This is a genomic window from Streptomyces cyanogenus (assembly GCF_017526105.1).
In the GTDB taxonomy this organism is placed as follows: domain Bacteria; phylum Actinomycetota; class Actinomycetes; order Streptomycetales; family Streptomycetaceae; genus Streptomyces; species Streptomyces cyanogenus.
This window is the reverse complement of sequence record NZ_CP071839.1, coordinates 2,501,055-2,521,115: the sequence shown is the minus strand read 5'-3', so window position 1 is coordinate 2,521,115 and position 20,061 is coordinate 2,501,055. Positions and strand designations below refer to the sequence as shown.

Below are 20,061 nucleotides of genomic sequence, written 5' to 3'. Positions count from 1 at the left end.
TCCGGGCGCCCTCGCCGTGTACGGGCGGACGGCCAGAAGGCGAGTGCTCGCCGGCTCCTACCTTCTGCCTGCCAGCGACAGCGTGCGCCGGGCCATCGCCACCACCGCCGCGTCGATGAAGCGCCCGTCGGGCAGGGCCTGCGCGCCCGCGTTCGCCGACGCCGCCTTGATGACCGTCTCCGCGTGTTCGATCTCGGCCTCCGTGGGCAGGTAGGCCCGCTCGATCACCGGCAGCTGACGGGGGTGGATCGCGGCGCGGCCCAGGAACCCGAGGGCGCGGCCGTGGGCGCAGGAGGCGGCGAGCCCGTCGAGGTCACGGATGTCCGGGTGGACGGTCTGCGACGGCGGGGCCAGTCCCGCCGCCCGGGCGGCGACGATCACCCGCGAACGCGGCCAGTCCAGGCCCGCGTCGGCCCGCATCCCCAGGTCGGCCCGGAGGTCGGCCTCGCCCAGGGCGATGCCCCGCAGGGCGGGGTGGGCGGTGGCGATGGCGTAGGCGTGCTCGATGCCGAGGGCCGACTCCAGGAGCGCGTAGAGGGGGACCGGGGTGGCCACGGCGGCCTGCCGTACCGTGCCCGGGGCCGTCACCTTCGGCAGCCGCAGCCCGGACAGTCCCGGCAGGCCGGCCAGGGCGGTGAGGTCGGCGGCGGCCCAGGGACCGTCCAGGGCGTTGACGCGGACGTGCACCGGCACCGGCGGCGGCTGCGTGAGGAGTTCCGCGGTGGCCGCGCGGGCGTACTCCTTGCGGTCCGGGGCGACCGCGTCCTCCAGGTCGACGACGACCACGTCGGCGCCCGCCGCCAGGGCCTTGGCCACCACGTGCGGGCGGTCGCCGGGGGCGTAGAGCCAGGTGAGCGGGAAGCGGGTCACAGGGCGCCCTCCGCGCGCAGGGCCGCGATCTCGGCCGGGGCGAGACCCAGTTCGGTGAGGACGGCGTCCGTGTCGGCGCCGTGCGGACGGCCGGCCCAGCGGATCGCGCCGGGCGTGGCCGAGAGCCGGAAGAGGACGTTCTGCATGCGCAGCGGGCCCAGCTCCGGGTCGTCGACGGTGGTGACCGTCTCCAGGGCCCGGTACTGGGGGTCGGCCAGGACGTCCCGCACGTCCTGGACCGGCGCCACCGCGGCCTCCGCCTCCTCGAAGGCGGCGAGCACCTCGGCGCGGGTGCGGGTGGCGATCCAGGAGCCGACCGCCTCGTCCAGGACGTCGGCGTGGGCGGCCCGGTCCGTGCCGGTGGCGAACCACGGCTCCTCGATCAGCTCCGGGCGGCCCACCAGGCGCAGTACGCGCTCGGCGACCGACTGGGCGGAGGTGGAGACGGCGACCCAGGTGCCGTCGGCGGTGCGGTAGGTGTTGCGCGGGGCGTTGTTGGCGGACCGGTTCCCGGTGCGTTCCTGGACGTAGCCGAGCTGGTCGTACCAGGTGGGATGGGGTCCGAGGACCGACAGGATCGGTTCGATGATCGCCATGTCGACCAGCTGCCCCGCGCCGGTGTGCGTCCGTGCGGCCAGGGCCGTCAGCACGGCGTACGCGGTCGCCAGGCCCGCGACCGAGTCGGCGAGACCGAAGGGCGGCAGCGTCGGGGGTGCGTCCGGCTCGCCGGTGACCGCGGCGAAGCCGCTCATCGCCTCGGCGAGCGTGCCGAAGCCGGGGCGGCGCGCGTACGGGCCGAACTGGCCGAAGGCGGTGACCCGGGCGAGTACCAGCCGGGGGTTGGCCGCCGACAGCTCGGGCCAGCCGAGGTCCCATTTCTCCAGGGTGCCGGGGCGGAAGTTCTCGATCACCACGTCGGCGGTGGCGGCGAGCCGCAGCAGGGTCGTCCGGCCGCCGGGCGTGGACAGGTCGAGGGTGACGGTCCGCTTGTTGCGGCCGAGCACCTTCCACCACAGGCCGACGCCGTCCTTGGCCGGGCCGTGGCCCCGGGAGGGGTCGGGCCGCCGGGGGTGCTCCACCTTGATCACCTCGGCGCCGAAGTCCCCGAGCAGGGTGGCGGCCATCGGCCCGGCGAACAGGGTCGCCAGGTCCAGCACCCGCAGGCCGTCCAGGGCCGGGGTCGTGCGGGTCGTCGTACCCGGTGTGCTCGTCGTACTCATGCGCTGTACTGGGCCTCGATCTCCGGGCGGTACGGCATCGACACCGACGCCCCTGCCCGCTGGACAGAGATCGCCGCCGCGGCCGACGCCCAGGACAGGGCCTCCCGTACCGGTTTCTCCTCGGCGAGGGCCACCGCGAGCGTGCCGACGAAGGTGTCGCCGGCGCCGGTGGAGTCGACGGCGGTGACGTGGGGTGCGGGGATCACCAGCGGTTCGGCGCCCCGGGCCAGGTACAGGCAGCCCGTGGCGCCCAGCGTGACGACGACCTCCGGCACCAGGTCCAGCAGGGCGGCCGCCGCCTCGCGCGGGTCGGTGCGGCCGGTGAGGGTGACGGCCTCGTACTCGTTCGGCACCAACAGGTCGACGGCGTGCAGGAGTTCGGGGGACAGCGGCCGGACCGGGGACGGGGTGAGGACCGTACGCACGCCGTGCCGGCGGGCCGCCTGCGCGCCCGCGACGACGGCCGCCGGCGGGATCTCCAGTTGCAGCAGCAGGGTGTCGGCGGTGGCGATCACGCCCTCGTCGCCGGGGGAGAGGTGGTCGACGGTGCCGTTGGCACCGGGGACGACGACGATCGCGTTGCCGCCCTCGTCGTCCACCACGATGTGCGCGGTGCCGGACGGGCCCTCCACCGTGCGCAGGAAGTCGGTGTCCACACCGGAGTGTTCGAGGGTCTCGCGCAGCCGCATGCCGTAGGCGTCGTTGCCGACCGCGCCGATCATCGAGACGGTGGCGCCGGCGCGGGCGGCGGCGATCGCCTGGTTGGCGCCCTTGCCTCCCGGGATCGTGCGGAACTCCCGCCCCGTCACGGTCTCCCCGCGCTGCGGGGCCTTGGCGACATAGGTGACGAGGTCCATGTTCGTGCTGCCGAGGACGACGATGTGGGTCATGGGCGGGTCGCCTCCAGGTGGGTGAGGTGGGCCAGGGTGTCGAAGCCGGTGCCGTCGAAGTCGGCGACGGTGGTGGCGAGCCGGTTCTTCAGCGGGGCCCGCCAGCGGTCGGGGAGCGCGTCGGGGGTGCCGGCCAGGAGCCCGGCGATGCTGCCGGCCGCCGCGCCGTTGGAGTCGGTGTCCCAGCCGCCCGACACGGCACGGCACACCGAGCCGCTGAAGTCGCCGTCGGCGTGGGTGAGGGCGGCGGCGATCAGAGCGGTGTTGGGGATGGCGTGCACCCAGTGGTGGTCGGCGGCGTAGCGGGCGTGGAGCCGGTCCACGACCTCGTCGAAGTCAGAGGTGTCACGGGCCAGTCGCACGGCGTGGTCGAGGGCCCGCGCCAGGCGGGAGCGGGCCGGGACCACCGCCCGGCCGGCGCGCAGACAGGCGTGCACGTCGTGGTCGCCGGTGGCGGCCGTGGCGATGGCGGCCGCGGTGAACATCGCCGCGTAGACGCCGTTGGCGGTGTGGGTGAGGACCGCGTCCCGGTGCGCCTGTCCGGCGGCGGCGGCCGGGTCGCCGGGGTTGCTCCAGCCGTGCATGTCGGCGCGGATCAGAGCGCCGATCCACTCGCGGAACGGGTTGCGGTGGCGGGCGGTGTGCGGGGGTTCGATGCCGGCGAGGAGGTTGCGGTGGGCGAGGCGCTCGGCGGTGAAAGTGCGGCCGGGCGGGAGTTCCTCCAGCCACAGCCGGGCCACGTCGTCGGTGGTGAAGTCCCTGCCGTGGCGCTGGAGCAGCAGGAGGTTGAGCAGCGGGTAGTCGAGGTCGTCGTCCTCGGGCATGCCGTCGATGTTCTCGGCGAGCGAGGTGGCGGCCGAGCGGCGGTTCCAGGGATGGGCGCGAAGCAGGTCGTCCGGAACGCCCCTCGCGGTGAAGTAGCCGGTCAGAGGCCAGTTGCCGGTCGCCTTGGCGAGGGCCCGGATGCCGTCGAGGGGCAGCTTCTCGACGGGTTTGCCGAGGAGACAGCCGATGGCCCGGCCGAGCCAGGCCGCTTCGAGGGCGGCGGGCAGACGTCCCGAAGGGGCGCGGGGAACCGCTCGACCGGCCGCAGCCGGGCCGCGGTCACGGGACGGCGGACTTCCCGTGCCCGCCGGTGCCGGCCAGTCGGGGCACCGGGACTTGATCCGTTCCAGTTCCGTCGGCTCGTCCTCGGCGAACCGGCTGGGCAGATCGGCGAGTTCGTCCAGCAGGTCCTCGGCCAGCAGCCGCAGGTAGCGGGAGGCCCGGGACGCGGACGCGCCCGCCCGCTCCGGGGCGTCCGGGCCGCCCGCCGCCCGCCAGCGCGCCTCGACCGCCGCCGGCTCACGCCCGTCCAGCCGGGCCTGGCGCAGCTCGTGGCCGAGCAGGTCCTCCGGCTGGACCCAGGTCAGCCGGAGCACGGCCGGCCTCCGAGCGCGGTGAACGCCTCCTCGTGGGCACGCCGGCGGCGCACGTCCCGGTCGAAGACCTCCCGCGTGACCTCGGTGAGCGTCCGGGCCGGCGCCCACAGGTCCAGACGGCTGGCGTCCGCGACGGTCTTCGCCCACTCCTCGGGGGCCGGCGAGCCGAGCGCGCCCGCGAGGGCCCCGGCCATCGTGGCGATCGAGTCGCAGTCGCGGCCGTAGTTGACCGAGCCGAGCACGGCCTGCCGGTAGTCGCCGCCGGACACGACCAGCATGCCCAGGGCGACGGGGAGTTCCTCGATCGAGTGCAGCCGGGAGGGGCGGCGGGCGGCGAGGGAGGGGGCGCGGTAGTCCGGACCGACGGTGTCGTACGGGGCCACCGCCACGCGCAGCGGGCCGAGCGCCGACTCGAAGTCCCGGTGCCCGGCGGCGACTTCGCAGACCTTCTCGATCGCCGTGCGGGTGCCGTCCTTCGCCAGCGACAGGCAGGCGCCCACCACCGAGTCCGGGGTCGCGCCGGGGGCCGCCGCGGCGGCCACCGCCGCCGCGAACACACCGGCCGCCTCACGGCCGTACGACGACTGGTGCGCGCCCGCGATGTCCAGGGCCTCGGCGTAGGCGGCGGCCGGGTTGGCCGCGTTGACCAGGCCGACCGGGGCCATGTACATCGCCGCGCCGCAGTTGACGATGTTGCCGGTACCCGCTTCCCGGGGGTCGGCGTGACCGTAGGCCAGCCGGGCCACCAGCCACTTCTCGGCGAGGAAGAGACGGTGCAGCGGCAGCGCCTCGGCCTCCAGCTCCGGGATCCACCGGGGGGTGGTCATCAGGTCCGGGACCAGGTGCTCGGCGATCGCGTACGCGTCGAGGTGGTCGCGGACGCGGTCGTAGACCCGGATCAGCGCGTGCGTCATCAGGGTGTCGTCGGTGACGTGGCCGTCGCCCTTGTGGTACGGGGCGATGGGGCGGGCGGTGCGCCACGCGTCGCCGTGCCAGGGGCCGACGACACCGCGGACGCGACCGCAGTGCCGCTCGGCGATCTGCTCGGGGGAGTAGCCCTCGACCGGGCCGCCGAGGGCGTCGCCGACGGCGGCACCGACCAGGGCGGCGGTGATGCGGTCGGCGAGCGGGCTTCCGCTGTCCCGTGGTGGGGCTTGGGTGGGTTCTGCGGCTTCTGTGGGGTGTTCGGGCGTCATGCCCCGAATCATCCTCCTGGGCGGGCCGGTTGCGCGGCTTCCAGGAGTCCGGCGAGTTCCACCAGGTCGGTGCCGGTGAGGCGGGGCAGGGTGCAGCCGGGCAGGGTGCGGCAGGCGTCCCGCCAGGTCTGCGGGATGGCCGCGCCGCCGCCGAGGGCACCGGTGAGGGCGCCCGCCAGGGCGGGGGCGGAGTCGGCGACCCGGGACAGGCAGACGGCGGCCGGCACGGCCTCGGCGATCCGGCCGCGGGCGGCGGTGGCCAGGGCGAGCGCGACGGGGACGGTCTCGGCGGCGGCGATGCCGTAGCTGTAGACGTGGTCGACGATCTGGTGCTCCAGGAGGGGTACGAGGGCGAAGGCGGACTCGCTGTCCTCGGCCAGGGCGAGGGCGTGGCGGGTGTTGCGGCCGATCTCCGTGTCCGCGGGCAGCTCGGCGAGCGCGGCGGTCACGCAGGTGTCCGGTGCGGCGCCGGCGAGGGCGAGGGAGAGGGCCGCCGCCATGGCCCGGGCGCCGTGCACGCCGTCGCCGTCCTGGGTGTAACGGGCGTCGAACTCGGCGAGTGCGGCGGCCTGTTGCGGGTCGCCGGGGTGGGCCACGGCGAGGACGCAGGCGCGGACGCAGGCCGCGTCGTCGAAGTAGTGCGGGTTGTCGTGGCCGGTGGCGGGCGGGCGCAGGCCGGTGGCGAGGTTGCCGAGGCCGGCGCGGACGGAGATCCGGGCGCGCAGGGGCAGTACCGCGGACTCGATCTCCGGGGCGCGGTCCGCGGCGGCGGCGACCTCGGAGGCCATGGCGGTCCAGGTGAGGTCGATGGCGGCGCGGATGCGGCGGGCCCGGCTGAGGTCGCCCAGGACGTCGTCGTCACCGGCCCGCAGGACCGCCTCCGCGGCGAACACCGCCCACTCGGCGTCGTCGGAGGGGCCGAGGCGGAGGGGTTCGGGGGGCTGGTTGAGGGCGATCGGCACCGGGAGGGTGGTGGTGGCGTTCTGCTCGGCGAAGGTGTCCAGTTCGCGGGTGAGGCGGCGGGTCCACTCGGGCATCCGGGCGGCGCGGTGCCGGGCCGCGGGCCAGCCGGCGGCGTCTCCCGCGGCCAGGCCGAGGAGCATCCCCTCGACCCGACGCGCGGTCACGACCGCCCCTCGCCGCCCACGCGCCGGGCATCCGCGGATCCCGGTGGCGCCCCGATCTGCGTCACACCGTCCGACACCACCGCCGGCGGAACCCGCGTCAGCGTCACCTCGTCCTGCGCCGCCCCTGGCGGAACCCGCGTCAGCGTCACCTCGTCCGTCACCGCTCCCGGCAGGATCCCGGCCTGGTTCACCTCCACCACCCCGGGCAGTGCCCCGGCCGGGGTCGTCGCCGCCCTTCCCCCGGCCGGTGTCAGCTTGTCCACCGCCACCCCGGCAGGTGTCACCTCGTCCGTCACCGCCCCCTGTGGAACCCGCGTCAGCGTCACCTCATCCGTCACCGCCCCCGGCAGAACCCCGGCCGGTGTCCTCCCGGTCCGCGCCGTCGCCTTCGTCGTGCCCCCCTCGTCCCCGCCCGCCAGCAGCTCCGCGACCTCCAGTACGTGATGTCCCGCCACCGACGGCAGGCAGCGGCCGCGGGCCGGGGTGATGGCTGTTGCCCAGGGGGAGGGGATCGCGGCGAGGCCCTGGGTGGCGCCGGACAGGGCGCCTGCGACCGCTGCCGTGGTGTCGGCGTCGCGGCCCATGTTGACGGCCGTCAGGACCGCCTCCCGGAAGTCGCCGTCGGCCGCCGCGTACGCGCCGAAGGCGAGGGCGACCGCTTCGGGGGCCAGGTCGGTCCAGGGGTAGCCGCCGATGACGACCGCGGAGCGGACCGCGCGTTCGCCGCGGTGGGCCACGGCCACCGCACGGCGCAGGGAGCGCGCCGTCCAGGAGTCCTCGGGGATCACCGCCAGGGCCGCGGCGATCACCACCGGGACGGACGCGCCGGTCATCGCCGCCGCCACCCCCGCCGCGACCGCCTGACCGCCGTAGATGCCCTCGCCCTCGTGGCTGACCGAGCCGTCGATCGCCACCAGCCGGGCCGCCTCGGCGGGCCGCCCGGCGGCGAACACCCCGAACGGTGCCGCCCGCATCGCCAGGCCGTCGCTCCAGGCGTGCCGGTGCTGGGCCGAGATGGGTGCCGCGAGACCACGGCGCAGGTTCTCCAGCGTGCCGCGCTCGCTGAAGCCCGCGCCGCGGAAGGGGCCCTCGGCCCGGTCGGCGATCCACTCGTGCCAGGCCGCCTCCACATGCGCCGGGGTGAGCGCCGAGCCGTGCCGGGCCAGCAGCAACCCGGAGAAGATCGCGTACTCGGTGTCGTCCGTGCCGCAGGGCTGCTCGCTGACGTACCCGGTGATGCGGCCCCAGCGGGCCCGGATCTCGGAGGGCCTGAGGTTCTCCGCGGGTGCCCCCAGCGCGTCGCCGACGGCCAGGCCGAGCAGCGCACCCCGGGCCCGCTCGCGAAGTCCGGCGGCCTCCCCGGGCGCCGGAACCGGGGGAGTGCAGGCGATCGATGCCATGGACGGCCTCCTTCGGCGGGGTCGCACGGGACCCTTTGCCGATGTGTCCCACGGGAGGCGGCGGGGCGAGCGCGGGGCGGACCTCTGTCACCCGCTCGGCATGTGAGCGGTCATTCGCACATATGAGCGCCCGGGGGTAAACCCGCAGGTTAGCCGAGCCTTTCCTTGCTGGCGGAGATGAAATGAAGAGCGTAAGTTCAGTGTTGTCGAAAAGTAGAACTCGTCCAAAGTTAGCTTTAGCTAAGCTTCCCTGGGGGGCCCGCATGGCCATCATCGAAACCGAGGCCGCGCTGCACGTGGCGCACCGCGACAACCACACTCACCGCGATGTGAACGGCGGCTGGCTGCGGCCCGCCGTCTTCGGTGCCATGGACGGCCTCGTCTCCAACCTCGCCCTGATGACGGGCGTGGCCGGCGGGGCCGTGAGCCAGCACACCATCATTCTCACCGGCCTCGCGGGCCTCGCCGCCGGCGCCTTCTCGATGGCGGCCGGCGAGTACACCTCCGTCGCCTCCCAGCGGGAACTCGTCGAGGCCGAACTCGACGTCGAGCGCCGCGAGCTGCGCAAGCACCCGCAGGACGAGGAGGACGAGCTGGCCGCGCTGTACGTGGCACGCGGGGTCGAGCCGGAGCTGGCCCGGCAGGTCGCCCGGCAGCTGTCCCGGGATCCCGAGCAGGCCCTGGAGATCCACGCCCGCGAGGAGCTGGGCATAGATCCGGGCGACCTGCCCTCGCCGCTGGTCGCCGCCGTGTCGTCCTTCGGCTCGTTCGCCCTCGGCGCCCTGCTGCCCGTCCTGCCGTACCTGCTCGGCGCCACCGCGCTGTGGCCCGCCGTCCTGCTCGCCCTCGCCGGGCTCTTCGGATGCGGTGCCGTCGTGGCCAAGGTGACGGCGCGGACCTGGTGGTTCAGCGGTCTGCGGCAGCTCGCGCTCGGCGGTGCGGCGGCCGGTGTGACGTACGCCCTGGGCACCCTGTTCGGAACGGCCGTAGGATAGTGGGGCCGGTACGTATGCGATGGGCCGCATAAGTACCCGTTACTCGCTGGTTTCGAGTGCTTGACGAACGGGCATGAGCCGTAAGCGCTGCGGGCAATGACGCCCGTCGTACCCCCGTGGGCGGGCGAAGACGCTCGCCCCGCCCCCTCCTGGGCCGCCGGACGCCGATCCGACCGATCTTGTCCGTAACGGTCCCCCCGAAAACCTGGGCCGCCACCGCGCAGTCACCGCCGTCACCGCACGGCACCCGCCGCCGCCGCGCGGCACCTCCGCCGCGATCGCGGCGTCCGCATGCTGGAACGGTGTATCCGGTTCCCGAGAACCGCTCCATCATGTAACCTGCACGAAATTTTGATCTCATCGTAGATCTCACGCAGAGGGCCAACGTCGTCCCTCGGCACCTGCCACATGCCACATGACGACGACGGGAGAGCCGATGCGTACGCCGCGCCAGCCGTCCCAGCACTCCGAGAACGGCCAGAACTGGTCGTTCATGGATGCTCGCCCTGCTGCGCAGGGTATGTACGACCCCCGCAACGAACACGACGCGTGCGGCGTCGGTTTCGTCGCCAACCTCACCGGCGAGGCGTCCCACACCCTGGTCGAGCAGGCCCTCACGGTCCTGCGCAACCTTGAGCACCGGGGTGCCACCGGCTCCGAGCCCGACTCCGGCGACGGCGCGGGCATCCTCTCGCAGGTGCCGGACGCGTTCCTCCGCGAAGTGGCCGGATTCGACCTTCCCGCGGCCGGTGCCTACGCGGTAGGCATCGCGTTCCTGCCGGAGCAGGGCACCGAGGACGCCGTCTCACGTATCGAGACGATCGCGGACGAGGAGGGCCTGACCGTCCTCGGCTGGCGCGAGGTCCCGGTCGCTCCCGAGCTGCTGGGTGCCACCGCCCGCTCCACCATGCCCGTGTTCCGGCAGATCTTCGTGAGCGACGGGGCCAGCGAGGGTATCGCGCTGGACCGCCGGGCCTTCGTGCTGCGCAAGCGCGCCGAGCGCGAGGCCGGGGTGTACTTCCCCTCCCTGTCCGCCCGGACGATCGTCTACAAGGGCATGCTGACCACCGGCCAGCTGGAGCCCTTCTTCCCGGACCTGTCCGACCGCCGCTTCGCCTCCGCGATCGCGCTCGTGCACTCCCGGTTCTCCACGAACACCTTCCCGTCGTGGCCGCTCGCCCACCCGTACCGCTTCGTCGCGCACAACGGTGAGATCAACACCGTCAAGGGCAACCGCAACTGGATGCGCGCCCGCGAGTCGCAGCTGGTCTCCGACCTGTTCGGCCCGCAGGAGAAGCTGGACCGCATCTTCCCGGTCTGTACGCCGGACGCGTCCGACTCGGCGTCCTTCGACGAGGTCCTGGAACTGCTCCACCTCGGCGGCCGCTCCCTGCCGCACTCCGTGCTGATGATGATCCCGGAGGCATGGGAGAACCACGCCTCCATGGACCCGGCCCGGCGCGCCTTCTACCAGTTCCACTCCACGATGATGGAGCCCTGGGACGGTCCCGCCTGCGTCACCTTCACCGACGGCACCCAGGTCGGCGCCGTGCTCGACCGCAACGGTCTGCGCCCCGGCCGCTACTGGGTCACCGACGACGGCCTCGTCGTCCTCGGCTCCGAGGTCGGCGTCCTCGACATCGACCCGGCCAAGGTCGTCCGCAAGGGCCGCCTGCAGCCCGGCAGGATGTTCCTCGTCGACACCGCCGAGCACCGCATCGTCGAGGACGACGAGATCAAGGCGTCCCTGGCCGCCGAGAAGCCGTACGCCGAGTGGCTGGAGGCCGGCGAGATCGAGCTGGGCGACCTGCCCGAGCGCGAGCACATCGTCCACACCCACGCCTCGGTCACCCGCCGCCAGCAGACCTTCGGGTACACCGAGGAGGAGCTGCGCGTCATCCTCGCCCCGATGGCCCGCACCGGCGCCGAGCCGATCGGCTCCATGGGCACGGACTCGCCGATCGCGGCCCTGTCCGAGCGCCCGCGGCTGCTCTTCGACTACTTCACCCAGCTGTTCGCGCAGGTCACCAACCCGCCGCTGGACGCGATCCGTGAGGAGCTGGTCACCTCCCTGCGCTCCTCGCTCGGCCCGGAGGGCAACCTGCTGGAGCCGACGGCCGCCTCCTGCCGCTCGGTCACCCTGCCCTTCCCGGTGATCGACAACGACGAGCTGGCCAAGCTCATCCACATCAACGCCGACGGCGACATGCCCGGCTTCAAGGCCGCGACGCTGTCCGGCCTGTACCGGGTCTCCGGCGGCGGCGACGCGCTCGCCGCGCGCATCGAGGAGATCTGCGCCGAGGCGGACGCGGCCATCGAGAACGGCGCCCGGCTGATCGTCCTGTCGGACCGTCACTCGGACGCCGAGCACGCGCCGATCCCGTCGCTGCTGCTCACCGCGGCCGTCCACCACCACCTCATCCGCACCAAGCAGCGCACCCAGGTGGGCCTGCTGGTCGAGGCCGGCGACGTCCGCGAGGTCCACCACGTCGCGCTGCTCATCGGCTACGGCGCCGCCGCCGTCAACCCGTACCTGGCGATGGAGTCGGTCGAGGACCTGCTGCGCGCGGGTACCTTCCTGAACGGCCTGGAGCCCGAGAAGGCCATCAAGAACCTGATCTACGCCCTCGGCAAGGGCGTCCTGAAGGTCATGTCGAAGATGGGCATCTCCACCGTCGCCTCCTACCGCGGCGCCCAGGTCTTCGAGGCCGTCGGCCTGGACGAGTCGTTCGTGGAGAAGTACTTCAACGGCACCGCCACCAAGATCGGCGGCGTCGGCATCGACGTCATCGCCCAGGAGGTCGCCGCCCGCCACGCCAAGGCCTACCCGGCCTCCGGCATCGCTCCCGCGCACCGCGCGCTGGAGATCGGCGGCGAGTACCAGTGGCGCCGCGAGGGCGAACCGCACCTGTTCGACCCGGAGACGGTCTTCCGCCTCCAGCACTCCACGCGCACCGGCCGCTTCGACATCTTCAAGAAGTACACCGAGCGGGTGAACGAGCAGTCCGAGCGCCTGATGACGCTGCGCGGCCTGTTCGGCTTCAAGTCCGACCGCCAGCCGATCCCGATCGACGAGGTCGAGCCGGTCTCCGAGATCGTCAAGCGGTTCTCGACGGGCGCGATGTCGTACGGCTCCATCTCCAAGGAGGCGCACGAGACCCTCGCCATCGCCATGAACCAGCTGGGCGGCAAGTCCAACACCGGTGAGGGCGGTGAGGACCCGGAGCGCCTCTACGACCCCGCGCGCCGCTCGGCGATCAAGCAGGTGGCCTCCGGCCGCTTCGGCGTGACCTCCGAGTACCTGGTCAACGCGGACGACATCCAGATCAAGATGGCCCAGGGCGCCAAGCCCGGCGAGGGCGGCCAGCTGCCCGGCCACAAGGTCTACCCGTGGGTCGCCAAGACGCGTCACTCGACGCCGGGCGTGGGCCTGATCTCCCCGCCGCCGCACCACGACATCTACTCCATCGAGGACCTGGCCCAGCTGATCCACGACCTGAAGAACGCGAACCCGCAGGCGCGGATCCACGTGAAGCTGGTCTCCGAGGTCGGTGTCGGCACGGTCGCCGCGGGTGTCTCCAAGGCGCACGCGGACGTCGTGCTCATCTCCGGTCACGACGGCGGTACGGGTGCCTCCCCGCTGACCTCGCTGAAGCACGCGGGCGGCCCCTGGGAGCTCGGCCTCGCCGAGACCCAGCAGACCCTGCTGCTCAACGGCCTGCGCGACCGGATCGTCGTCCAGACCGACGGCCAGCTGAAGACCGGCCGTGACGTGATCATCGCCGCGCTGCTCGGCGCCGAGGAGTTCGGTTTCGCGACCGCTCCGCTCGTCGTCTCCGGCTGCGTGATGATGCGCGTCTGCCACCTGGACACCTGCCCGGTCGGCATCGCCACCCAGAACCCGGCCCTGCGCGACCGCTTCGCCGGCAAGGCGGAGCACGTGGTGAACTTCTTCCAGTTCATCGCCGAAGAGGTCCGCGAGCTGCTCGCGGAGCTGGGCTTCCGCTCCATCGAGGAGGCCGTCGGCCACGCCGAGGTGCTGGACGTCGAGCGCGCGGTCGACCACTGGAAGGCGCAGGGCCTGGACCTGGAGCCGCTGTTCCACGTGCCGGACCTGCCCGAGGGCGCCGTCCGCCACCGGATCGTCGCCCAGGACCACGGTTTGGAGAAGGCCCTGGACAACGAGCTGATCAAGCTCGCCGCCGACGCCCTGGCCGCGAACGACGCGACCGAGGCCCAGCCGGTGCGCGCCCAGGTCGCCATCCGCAACATCAACCGCACGGTCGGCACCATGCTCGGCCACGAGGTGACGAAGAAGTTCGGTGGCGCGGGCCTGCCCGACGACACCATCGACATCACCTTCACCGGCTCCGCCGGCCAGTCCTTCGGCGCGTTCCTGCCGCGCGGTGTCACGCTGCGCCTGGAGGGCGACGCCAACGACTACGTCGGCAAGGGCCTGTCCGGCGGCCGGATCGTCGTCCGCCCGGACCGGGCCGCCGACCACCTCGCCGAGTACTCGACCATCGCGGGCAACACCATCGCCTACGGCGCCACCGGCGGCGAGCTGTTCCTGCGCGGCCGTACCGGTGAGCGGTTCTGCGTCCGCAACTCCGGCGCGCTGGTCGTCTCCGAGGGCGTGGGCGACCACGGCTGCGAGTACATGACCGGCGGTCACGCGGTCGTCCTCGGCCCGACCGGCCGCAACTTCGCCGCGGGCATGTCCGGCGGTATCGCCTACGTCATCGACCTCGACCGCGACAACGTCAACGTCGGCAACGTCGACTCCGTCGAGGCGCTGGACGAGACGGACAAGCAGTGGCTGCACGACGTGGTGCGCCGCCACGCCGAGGAGACCGGCTCGACGGTCGCCGAGAAGCTGCTCGCCGACTGGGAAACGGCCGTGGAGCGGTTCAGCAAGATCATCCCCAGCACGTACAAGGCAGTGCTCGCCGCCAAGGACGCCGCCGAGCGAGCCGGTCTGTCCCAGACCGAGATCACCGAGAAGATGATGGAGGCGGCGATCAATGGCTGACCCGAAGGGCTTCCTGAACCACGGCCGCGAGGTCGCCAAGACCCGCCCCGTCGCCGAGCGCGTCAAGGACTGGAACGAGGTCTACGTCCCCGGCTCCCTGCTGCCGATCATCAGCAAGCAGGCCAGCCGCTGCATGGACTGCGGCATCCCGTTCTGCCACAACGGCTGTCCGCTGGGGAACCTGATCCCCGAGTGGAACGACTACGCCTACCGCGAGGACTGGGCCGCCGCCCAGGAGCGCCTGCACGCGACCAACAACTTCCCGGAGTTCACCGGTCGCCTCTGCCCGGCCCCCTGCGAGTCGGCGTGCGTGCTCGGCATCAACCAGCCGCCGGTGACCATCAAGAACGTCGAGGTCTCGATCATCGACAAGGCGTGGGAGACCGGGGACGTCGCCCCGCAGATCCCCGAGCGCCTGTCCGGCAAGACGGTCGCGGTCATCGGCTCGGGCCCGGCGGGTCTCGCCGCCGCCCAGCAGCTGACCCGGGCCGGCCACACGGTCGCCGTCTACGAGCGCGCGGACCGCATCGGAGGCCTCCTCCGGTACGGCATCCCCGAGTTCAAGATGGAGAAGCGGCACATCAACCGCCGTATCGAGCAGATGCGCGCGGAGGGCACCCGCTTCCGCACCGGTGTGGAGGTCGGCCGCGACATCAACGCGCGCGACCTGAAGAAGCGGTACGACGCGATCGTGATCGCCGCCGGTTCCACGACCGCGCGTGACCTGCCGGTGCCCGGCCGCGAACTCAAGGGCATCTACCAGGCGATGGAGTACCTGCCGCTGGCCAACAAGGTCCAGGAGGGCGACTACGTCACCGCGCCGATCTCGGCCGAGGGCAAGCACGTCGTCGTCATCGGCGGCGGCGACACCGGCGCGGACTGCGTGGGCACCGCCCACCGCCAGGGCGCGGCCTCCGTCACCCAGCTGGAGATCATGCCCCGCCCGAACGACGAGCGGCACCCGACGAACCAGCCCTGGCCGACCTTCCCGATGCTCTACAAGGTCACCAGCGCGCACGAGGAGGGCGGCGAGCGGGTCTACTCCGTCTCCACCACCCACTTCGAGGGCGACGAGGACGGCAACGTCCAGTGGCTGCACCTCACCGAGGTGGAGTTCGTCGACGGCAAGCTGACCCCGAAGCCGGGCACCGAGCGCAAGATCCCCGCCCAGCTGGTCACCCTGGCCATGGGCTTCACCGGCACCGACCGGGAGAACGGCCTGGTGGAGCAGTTCGGCCTGGAGCTCGACGAACGCGGTAACATCGCCCGCGACGCCGACTTCCAGACCAACGTGCCGGGTGTGTTCGTCGCCGGTGACGCCGGCCGCGGCCAGTCCCTCATCGTGTGGGCGATCGCGGAGGGCCGCTCGGCCGCCCGCGGGGTCGACCGCTTCCTGACCGGAGCCAGTGACCTGCCGGCCCCGATCCGCCCGACGGACCGCGCCCTGGCGGTCTGACGGCACCCCTGAAGACGTCCCGTACAACGGCGTGCGGAACACTGACGACGCCTGCCCCGTCCCCGACCGGACCCGGGCAGGCGTCGTTGCATGTCCGCACGCCGAGGGGGAGCCATGGCCGCGATCAGTCTGCGCAAGGTGGAGGAGACCGCGCCCGCGCTCGTCGGCGCGTACCGGTCCGCGGGCGTGTCCCTGCGCAAACACGGCCTCGACGGGCTGCGGGCCGCCGTCTACCTCGTGGTCGACTACTCCGGCTCGATGAAGCCGTACTACCGGGACGGCAGTGTGCAGGCGCTGGCCGACCGGGTCCTGGGGCTCTCCGCGCACCTGGACGACGACGGGCGCGTGCCCGTCGTGTTCTTCTCCACGGACGTCGACGCGGTCACCGACATCGCCCTCGCCGGGCACGAGGGCCGCATCGAGCGGATCGTGGCCGGGCTCGGGCACATGGGGAAGACCAGCTACCACCTGGCCATGGACGCCGTCATCGACCACTACCTGGACAGCGGCGCCACCGCTCCGGCGCTGGTCGTCTTCCAGACCGACGGCGGCCCGGTCAGCAGGTTCGCCGCCGAACGCCATCTCTGCAAGGCGGCCCGGCTCCCCCTCTTCTGGCAGTTCGTCGGCTTCGGCGACCCGGACAGCCGGCAGTTCGAGTTCCTGCGGAAGCTGGACGAGCTGGCCGTTCCCGGCAAGCGGATCGTGGACAACGCCGGCTTCTTCCACGCTGGCCGGGACCCGCGCCGGGTCTCCGACGCCGAGCTGTACGACCGGCTCGTCGGCGAGTTCCCGACGTGGCTCAGGGCCGCACGCGCCGCGGGCGTCGTACCCGGCGCGCCGACGGTGCCGGCCGCCTCCTAGAGCCCCGCCGCCAGCACCCGGTCCCGGCACTCCTCCGGGGTCCCCCACGCCGACCGCAGCGCCCTCGCCTTGGTCAGCCACAGGGACAGGTCGTACTCCGCCGTGTACCCGATCGCGCCGTGCAGGTGCAGTGCCGTACGGGCCGTCCGGTACGCCGCCTCGCACGCCGTGAGCTTGGCCGCGGCCACGTCCTCCGGGCGCAGGGACACCGCCGCGCCGAGGACCAGGGGGCGGGCGAACTCCAGGGCGGTCCTGGAGTCGGCCAGGCGGTGCTTGACCGCCTGGAAGGAGCCGACGGGCACCCCGAACTGGGTGCGCTGTCTCACGTGGGCGACCGTCCGGTCGAGCAGGGCGAGCCCGACGCCGAGGGCCTGGGCGGCGGTGGCCAGCCGGATCCAGGTGAGCGCCCGGTCGTACGGCACGGCCGGGGTGAGGAGTTCACCGCCCGGGGGCAGTGCGGTCAGCCGGCGGGCCGGGTCCAGGGAGCGGCGCACCGGACCGGGGGGCGCCGTGCAGAGGTACAGGCCGTCGGGGGCCGGCGACAGGCGCAGGGACGCCGCGTCTCCGTCGAGCGCGTACCCGCCGGGCGCCGCCACCGTCGCCAGGTCCGCCCCGGCCGCGAGCCCGGGCAGGAACCGCCGGGCCGGCGCGGGCTCCCCGAGGAGTACGGCCGCCCCGGCCGTCTCCACCAGCGGGCCGGGCACCGCATACCGGCCCAACTCCACGAATGCCACGGCGAGTTCCACCGGACGCGGGCCCAGTCCGCCGTACTCCTCCGGTACCGCGAGTGCGAACACCCCCGCCTCGGCGAGCCGCGACCACAGCGCGCGCCCGCGTGTGTGGTCGCCGCGGCTCCAGTCCCGGATCACCGCCGGGGTGTCCGCGGCGGTGAGCATCGCGCGCAGCGCGTCGGCGAAGGCGCGCTGCTCGGCGTCGAGAAGGAAGCGCATCAGCGGCGTCCCTTCGGCAGGCCGAGCAGCCGCTCGGCGACGATGTCCCGCTGGATCTCGTTCGTGCCCGCGTAGACGGGGCCGGCCAGGGAGAAGACGTACCCCTCGGACCAGGCGCCGTCCGCCAGTTCGCCCTCCGCGCCCAGCAGGTCGAGCGCCGTCTCGTGCAGCGCGAGGTCGAGCTCGGACCAGAAGATCTTGTTCATGCTGGACTCCGGGCCGAGCCGGGCGCCGTCCAGGATCCGGGAGGCGGCGGCGTAGGCGAACAGCTGGTAGGCGCGGGCCGCGATCAGGGCGTCGGCCACCCGGGCCCGGGAGTGCTCGGGCGAGCCCTGGGCCCGCCACAGGTCGCGCAGCCGCGCGGCGGAGGCGAGGAAGCGGCCGGGGGAGCGCAGGGTGAGCCCGCGTTCGTCGCCCGTCGTGGACATCGCGATCCGCCAGCCCTGGCCCGGCTCGCCGATCACGTCCTCGTCCGGGACGAACACGTCGTCCAGGAACAGTTCGGCGAAGGCCGGCTTGCCGTCCAGGCGGCCGATCGGGCGGACGGTGACGCCGGGGTCCCGCAGACCGAACATGAGGTACGTCAGCCCCTGGTGCGGTTCCGGTGCCGCCGGGTCGCTGCGGAACAGGCCGAAGGCCCGGTCGGCGAACGCGGCGCGCGAGGACCAGGTCTTCTGCCCGCGCAAGCGCCAGCCGCCGTCCGTCCGCACCGCCCGCGAGGTGAGCGCGGCGAGGTCCGAGCCCGCCTCCGGCTCGGACCAGGCCTGCGCCCAGACCACCTCGCCCGTGGCCATCGGCGGCAGCACGCGCGCGCGTTGCTCCTGCGTGCCGTACGCGAACAGGGTCGGCGCGAGCAGGCTGACACCGTTCTGGCCGACCCGGCCCGGCGCGCCCGCCGCCCAGTACTCCTCCTCGAACACCAGCCAGCGCAGCAGTCCTGCGTCCCGCCCGCCGTACCGCTCCGGCCACGACACCACCGACCAGCGGTCCGCGGCCAGTTCGGCCTCCCACGCGCGGTGTGCCGCGAAGCCCTCCTCCGTCTCCAGCGACGGCAGCGGCGTGCGCGGGACGTGCGCGCGCAGCCAGGCCCGGGCCTCGGTGCGGAACTCCTCGTCGGCCGGAGAGTGCGTCAGGTCCACCGTCGCCGCCTTCCACCCGTGCCCGTCACCTTCCCTAACAAGTGTTTGGTAGGTTAGCGTGACCCCATGACAGGCGTCGAGAGCCCGGCCTACGTCCCCGGGCACGGACTGCTGCGCGGCCGCACCGCCGTCGTCACCGCCGCGGCCGGCACCGGCATCGGCGGAGCCACCGCGCGCCGCTTCCTGGAGGAGGGCGCCCGCGTGCTGATCAGCGACGCCCACCCACGCCGGCTGAAGGAGCACGAGACCGCGCTGGGCCGGGAGTTCCCCGGCGCGGTCACCGCGGTGCCGTGCGACGTCACCGACGCGGACCAGGTGCGGGACCTGTTCGACGCGGCCGTCGCCGCGCACGGACGGCTGGACGTCGTCGTCAACAACGCCGGACTCGGCGGCACTTCGGACCTCGTCGACATGACCGACGAGCAGTGGTCCCGGGTGCTGGACGTCACCCTGAACGGCACCTTCCGCTGCATCCGGGCCGCCCTGCGCGCCATGCGCGGCACCGGCGGCGGGGTCATCGTCAACAACGCCTCCGTCGTCGGCTGGCGCGCCCAGGCCGGACAGGCCCACTACGCCGCCGCCAAGGCCGGCGTCATGGCGCTCACCCGGTGCGCGGCGATCGAGGCCGCCGCCTACGGCGTGCGCGTCAACGCCGTCGCCCCCAGCCTCGCCATGCACCCGCACCTGGCGAAGGTCACCTCCGCCGAGCTGCTCGCCGAACTGACCGAACGGGAGGCCTACGGGCGGTACGCCGAGCCCTGGGAGGTGGCCAACGTGATCGTCTTCCTCGCCTCCGGCTACTCCTCCTACATGACCGGCGAGGTCGTCGCCGTCAGCAGCCAGCACCCCTGAGGAGCGGAGCAGACCACAATGGGTGCGTGCCGACCAAGAAGAAGCCCCAGGTGACCGCGGCAGCGGCCCGGCGCGGAGAACTCCTCAACACCGCAGCCGAGGTCTTCGCCGAGCACGGCTACAACGCCACCACCGTCCGCCGGATCGCCGACCACGCCGGGATGCTCGCGGGCAGCCTCTACTACCACTTCGACTCCAAGGAGTCGATGCTCGAGGAGATCCTGCGGACCTTCCTCGACGAACTCTGGGACGGCTACGACACCGTCCTCGCCTCCGGACTCGGACCCCGCGAGACGCTGGAGGCGCTGGTCACCGAGTCCTTCCGGGAGATCGACCGGCACCGCGCCGCCGTCGCGATCTACCAGAAGGAGAGCAAACAACTCGTCGCCCAGGACCGCTTCGCCTTTCTCGCCGAATCCCAGCGCCGGTTCGAGAAGGCGTGGCTGAGCACGCTGGAACGCGGGGTCGCCGAGCGGGTCTTCCGCGCGGACCTGGACGTCCGGCTCACCTACCGGTTCGTGCGCGACACCGTGTGGGTCGCCGCCTCCTGGTACCGGCCCGGCGGCCGGCACAGCCCCGAGGAGATCGCCCGCCAGTACCTGTCGATGGTGCTGGACGGGATCGCCGTACGCACATAGCCCCTTTCCGTCAG

At 73.3% G+C, this 20,061-nt stretch carries 14 protein-coding genes and 1 pseudogene; 6 read left to right on the top strand and 9 right to left on the bottom strand.

Features of this window, described 5'->3' with window-relative positions:
• Positions 1–57 precede the first annotated feature (57 nt).
• The 7 genes and pseudogenes from S1361_RS11230 to S1361_RS11200 all read right to left on the bottom strand — a co-directional run.
• Positions 58–870: an HpcH/HpaI aldolase/citrate lyase family protein gene (locus S1361_RS11230; protein WP_208031706.1), complete on the bottom strand. Its 813-nt coding sequence runs from the start codon at positions 868–870 to the stop codon at positions 58–60.
• Positions 867–2,090 carry a CaiB/BaiF CoA transferase family protein gene (locus tag S1361_RS11225; RefSeq protein ID WP_208031705.1) on the bottom strand — a complete coding sequence of 408 codons (1,224 nt, stop codon included), beginning with the start codon at positions 2,088–2,090 and terminating at the stop codon, positions 867–869. The genes S1361_RS11230 and S1361_RS11225 overlap by 4 nt, the downstream gene beginning before the upstream one ends.
• The gene (gene rbsK, locus S1361_RS11220; protein WP_208031704.1) at positions 2,087–2,980 is read right to left on the bottom strand and encodes a ribokinase; all 894 of its coding nucleotides are present in this window, start codon (positions 2,978–2,980) and stop codon (positions 2,087–2,089) included. Before rbsK ends, S1361_RS11225 begins: the two co-directional genes overlap by 4 nt.
• Entirely contained in the window at positions 2,977–4,401 is a 1,425-nt protein-coding gene (locus S1361_RS11215; protein WP_208031703.1) for an ADP-ribosylglycohydrolase family protein, read from the bottom strand. The genes rbsK and S1361_RS11215 overlap by 4 nt, the downstream gene beginning before the upstream one ends.
• Positions 4,389–5,597 (bottom strand): ADP-ribosylglycohydrolase family protein, encoded by a 1,209-nt coding sequence (locus S1361_RS11210; protein WP_208031702.1) that lies wholly within the window; start codon positions 5,595–5,597, stop codon positions 4,389–4,391. The genes S1361_RS11215 and S1361_RS11210 overlap by 13 nt, the downstream gene beginning before the upstream one ends.
• A gap of 8 nt (positions 5,598–5,605) precedes the next feature.
• Positions 5,606–6,700 (bottom strand): ADP-ribosylglycohydrolase family protein, encoded by a 1,095-nt coding sequence (locus S1361_RS11205; RefSeq protein ID WP_243769510.1) that lies wholly within the window; start codon positions 6,698–6,700, stop codon positions 5,606–5,608.
• 419 nt (positions 6,701–7,119) lie between these two features.
• Positions 7,120–8,124 (bottom strand): annotated as a pseudogene (locus S1361_RS11200) (ADP-ribosylglycohydrolase family protein); the annotation flags it as partial.
• A 263-nt stretch (positions 8,125–8,387) separates the two neighbouring features.
• Between S1361_RS11200 and S1361_RS11195 the strand changes: the two are divergent.
• From S1361_RS11195 to S1361_RS11180, 4 genes are all read left to right on the top strand, one after another.
• Positions 8,388–9,119, top strand: coding sequence for a VIT1/CCC1 transporter family protein (locus S1361_RS11195; RefSeq protein WP_208031700.1), 732 nt, complete (start codon positions 8,388–8,390; stop codon positions 9,117–9,119).
• Positions 9,120–9,639: 520 nt separating this feature from the next.
• Complete coding sequence (gltB, locus tag S1361_RS11190; protein ID WP_208036553.1) at positions 9,640–14,151, top strand: glutamate synthase large subunit; 4,512 nt, start codon at positions 9,640–9,642, stop codon at positions 14,149–14,151.
• Entirely contained in the window at positions 14,144–15,607 is a 1,464-nt protein-coding gene (locus S1361_RS11185; protein WP_208031699.1) for a glutamate synthase subunit beta, read from the top strand. The genes gltB and S1361_RS11185 overlap by 8 nt, the downstream gene beginning before the upstream one ends.
• A gap of 114 nt (positions 15,608–15,721) precedes the next feature.
• Positions 15,722–16,468, top strand: a complete 747-nt coding sequence (locus S1361_RS11180) for a vWA domain-containing protein (RefSeq protein ID WP_208031698.1) — start codon at positions 15,722–15,724, stop codon at positions 16,466–16,468.
• On the opposite strand, the gene S1361_RS11175 is transcribed toward S1361_RS11180, so the two are convergent.
• Together S1361_RS11175 and S1361_RS11170 are read right to left on the bottom strand one after the other, a co-directional pair.
• The gene (locus S1361_RS11175) at positions 16,465–17,418 is read right to left on the bottom strand and encodes an acyl-CoA dehydrogenase family protein (protein WP_208031697.1); all 954 of its coding nucleotides are present in this window, start codon (positions 17,416–17,418) and stop codon (positions 16,465–16,467) included. The two genes, S1361_RS11180 and S1361_RS11175, sit on opposite strands and share 4 nt — an antisense overlap.
• Entirely contained in the window at positions 17,418–18,557 is a 1,140-nt protein-coding gene (locus S1361_RS11170; RefSeq protein WP_208031696.1) for an acyl-CoA dehydrogenase family protein, read from the bottom strand. Before S1361_RS11170 ends, S1361_RS11175 begins: the two co-directional genes overlap by 1 nt.
• A gap of 66 nt (positions 18,558–18,623) precedes the next feature.
• On the opposite strand from S1361_RS11170, the gene S1361_RS11165 reads away from it, so the two are divergent.
• On the top strand, positions 18,624–19,409 hold the full coding sequence (locus S1361_RS11165) for an SDR family oxidoreductase (protein ID WP_208031695.1): 786 nt from the start codon (positions 18,624–18,626) through the stop codon (positions 19,407–19,409).
• A gap of 26 nt (positions 19,410–19,435) precedes the next feature.
• Positions 19,436–20,047, top strand: a complete 612-nt coding sequence (locus tag S1361_RS11160) for a TetR/AcrR family transcriptional regulator (RefSeq protein ID WP_208031694.1) — start codon at positions 19,436–19,438, stop codon at positions 20,045–20,047.
• Positions 20,048–20,061: the final 14 nt, after the last annotated feature.